Origin of the sequence: Mycetocola sp. (genome assembly GCF_025464835.1) — a bacterium.
Lineage (GTDB): Bacteria > Actinomycetota > Actinomycetes > Actinomycetales > Microbacteriaceae > Mycetocola_A.
Map to the genome: position 1 here is coordinate 1 of NZ_JAODMP010000035.1, position 3428 is coordinate 3428.

Sequence of the window (3428 nt, forward strand, 5' to 3'; positions counted from 1 at the left end):
CGAGCGCTCCAGGCGCACGAGAAGGTTCTGCAACTCACCCATAAAGGGTCACGGCGTCAATCGCTCCGATACGCAGTTTGGCGGTTCTCGCAGCCCTGAAGGCTGAACAATGCGCTCAACACGCGTGGGTCCGTCGAACGGATCCACAAGCATATGCAAAGCTAGGCAAACGTGTCTACGTATTGACATTGCTATTGGGGGGACTCGTGGAGCTCAAGGACTACGTAAGAATTCTGCACAAAAGCTGGATTCTTATCGTCGCCTGCACCTTGCTCGGTGTTGGCGCGGCTGCCGCATACTCACTGACCCTCGCTCCGAAGTACCAGTCGACGACGCAGCTGTATGTGTCTGTGCGTGCGTCTGAAGGCGCTGCGACCGGCGACCTCGTGCAGGGAACAAGCTTCGCGCGCCAGGCCGTCACGTCCTATGTCGACGTCGTGAACAGCGCCCTCGTGCTCGACAGGGTCATCGACGAACTCGGCCTCGACATGACCGCTCAGCAGCTCGCGCCCACCATCGCTGCGAGCTCGCCTTTGAACACCGTTCTCATCGACGTCACCGTCACGAACACCGACCCAGTGCAGGCTGCGGCCATCGCCAATTCGGTCGGCGTCACGTTCGCAGACGTCGTCACCAACCAGCTTGAGAAGCCGGAAGGTGAAACCGCCAGCCCGGTGAAGATTGAGACGATCCAGCCTGCTGTGACTCCGACGAGTCCGTCGAGCCCCAACGTCCAGCTCAACATCATCCTTGGTTTCCTCCTCGGCCTCGCGGTCGGGCTGGGCGTCGCTGTGCTTCGCAGCGTCCTCGACACCCGTATCCATAGCTCGCACGACATCGAGCAGGTGACGGATGCCTCGATCCTCGGTGGCATCGCGCTAGACCCTGACGCGAAGAAGCGTCCTCTCGTCGTCCACGTCGACCCTCGCAGCCCGCGAGCCGAATCCTTTCGAAGCCTCCGCACCAACCTCCAGTTCGTCAACCTGGAGAAGGGCCCACGCAGCTTCGTCATCACCAGTTCAATCCCTGGTGAAGGCAAGAGCACCACGACCGCGAACCTTGCCATCGCGCTTGCCGAAACGGGAGCGTCCGTCGCACTCGTCGACGGTGATCTTCGTCTGCCGAGAGTCGCAGATTACATGGGCATCGAAGGTGGCGTCGGCCTGACCGACGTCCTGATCGGGCGCGCTGAACTGGCCGATGTACTTCAGAAGTGGGGCCGCGGCAAGCTATACGCCTTGCCGAGCGGTCGCGTACCGCCGAACCCGAGCGAGCTGCTGGGCTCCGCCGCGATGAAGCGGGTGCTCACGTCATTGACCGATCAGTTCGATTTCGTTCTCATAGACGCGCCGCCGCTGCTGCTGGTCACTGATGCTGCAGTCATTTCCAAACTCACCGGTGGCGTGATCATGGTCGCGGCTTCTGGACGCACGAAGAAGAACGAACTCGCGGCAGCGGTTCGGACTCTCGAGAGCATCGGCAGCAACCTGGCCGGCGTCGTGGTCACCATGCTGCCCACTAAGGGGCCCGATTCCTACGCCTACGGGCAATACAGCTACGGCAAGTTCGACGAGGTAGAGCCCACCGCGGATCATGTCGTCGGCAAAAAAGCCGGCAAGAAAGCTGTCGTGAGAGGGCGACGGGCGCTCCGCGAAGCGAGGATGGAGTAGCAGTGGCCGACTTCCGGATTCTCACCGTCTGCTCCGGCAACATCTGCCGGTCACCGATGGCCGAGCAGCTCTTGCGAGCAGGCCTGAGTGCCTATCCCGGCATCACCGTGACCAGTGCGGGCACCGTGGGCCTGGTCGGCGAACCGATGGACCAGCGCGCCGTCAACCTTGCCGTCAGTTTCGGTGTCACGGATGCCGCTGATCACGTCGCTCGAGAACTCAACGAGCAGCAGATCCGCGAAGCGGACGTGGTGTTTGCGATGTCTCGCGAGCACCGCCGTGCCATCGTGCAGCTTCACCCACGCGCCTCCCGCTACACCTTCACAATCCGGGAGTTCGCGAGAATCGCAGCCGAGATCACTGACGCGGATCTGACGGATGCGGCGTTGCTGCCGCGCGAGGATGTTGTGGGTCGCTTCGCAGCGGCCGTCGAAGCGACGGCTTCACTGCGGGGGATGGTCACACCGTTGCAAAATGCGGACGATGACGACGTTGTCGATCCGTACCGACGCTCTGACGACGTGTACACGCTTTCTGGGCAGCAACTGCTTCCGGCCGTACAGGGTGCGCTCACCTTGTTCAACCGCGCTGCGACAGCGGCTTAGAAAGCTGTGGCGTCCAATCGAGCGTTGGTCCGTCGCCCGCAGGGCCACGGACTGCCTCGTCGTGGGTGGATCGTGGCGATTGGCCTTTTCCTCGTGCTCGACATCGCACTTGTCGCGCTTGCTCTCAACGGCAATCGCTCGCCTACCGCAGCGGGCGAACTGGCTCTAGAGTCCCCGGGGTTATCTGCGGTCCCCAGTGAATCCGGCGCTCCTGCGCCCACCGTCGCCCCCACCGCCGCGGTGCCGCAACGCCTGCTCGCCGCAATCAATGCCGACGTGGCCTGGCGCGGTGTCGTGGGTTCTTGTCCCGACGGCCAGTCAGAACTCGAGTACACGGTCGACGGTGGCGAGAGCTGGGAAGTTGTAGACCCTGCGGGCACTACCGACGCCAATACTCTCGTTCGGCTCGTTCCCGCTTCTTCGACTGAAGCACACGTTGTGACGCTCGACGATGAGTGTTCGCCGCAACTCCTTCGCACATTTGTGGCCGGAGAAGCGTGGGAGGACTATACCTCCAACCTCGGTTCGTATTGGTACGTGGGCCCTGCTGACCGTGCCAACGTTCACTCGCCCTACGGCACCATACCCGGGCCATGCGGATCAGTCGTCGCAGTGGCGCCCCGGTCATCGTCGGAGGCTCTCGTGCTTTGTGCCGACCAAGCACTGTTTGAGACCAGCGATGCCGGTGCGAAGTGGTCGACGGTGATCTCCGTATCCGGCGCGGTTGCTATTGACGCGTCGAACGGCGGCTATGTCGTGGCCGTTGCTGCGCAAGCCGATTGTGCCGGAGTCTCCGTCGTCGCGCTGGCCGACGGGCTCCCCAGCGCGGCCGTGGGGTGCTCGGGGGACGGATCGCCAGACGGTCAAACGTCGCTGGCCGTGGCGGATGACGACACACTGTGGCTCTGGGCGGGCGAGCACTTTTTACGTTCGACTGATGGGGGAGAGACGTGGAACTGAAGCCTGATATAGAACCTGATCCCGAAAAGCGAAACGGTGAGGTGCCCCTTGTGCGTTTCGGGGCGCAGTTCGTGCTCGACGCCGTTGCCTGGGCCGGAGCACTCGTGCTCGCCGTTGTCTTCCGTTACGAGTTCATGCTGGCGGAGATCGGCTGGAACGCTCTCTTCGGTTTAGTGATCCTCGCAATCGTGCT

3 protein-coding genes are annotated in these 3428 nt (G+C 62.7%); all 3 read left to right on the plus strand.

The annotated features are described in order from the left end of the window. Positions 1-182 precede the first annotated feature (182 nt). The 3 genes from JWP90_RS04660 (at position 183) to JWP90_RS04670 (ending at position 3235) form a co-directional block, all read left to right on the plus strand. Positions 183-1670 (plus strand): polysaccharide biosynthesis tyrosine autokinase, encoded by a 1488-nt coding sequence (locus JWP90_RS04660; protein WP_367182669.1) that lies wholly within the window; start codon positions 183-185, stop codon positions 1668-1670. 2 nt (positions 1671-1672) lie between these two features. Beyond that, positions 1673-2275, plus strand: a complete 603-nt coding sequence (locus JWP90_RS04665) for a low molecular weight phosphatase family protein (RefSeq protein WP_297360353.1) — start codon at positions 1673-1675, stop codon at positions 2273-2275. Positions 2276-2347: 72 nt separating this feature from the next. Continuing rightward, positions 2348-3235: a hypothetical protein gene (locus JWP90_RS04670; RefSeq protein ID WP_297360356.1), complete on the plus strand. Its 888-nt coding sequence runs from the start codon at positions 2348-2350 to the stop codon at positions 3233-3235. Positions 3236-3428: the final 193 nt, after the last annotated feature.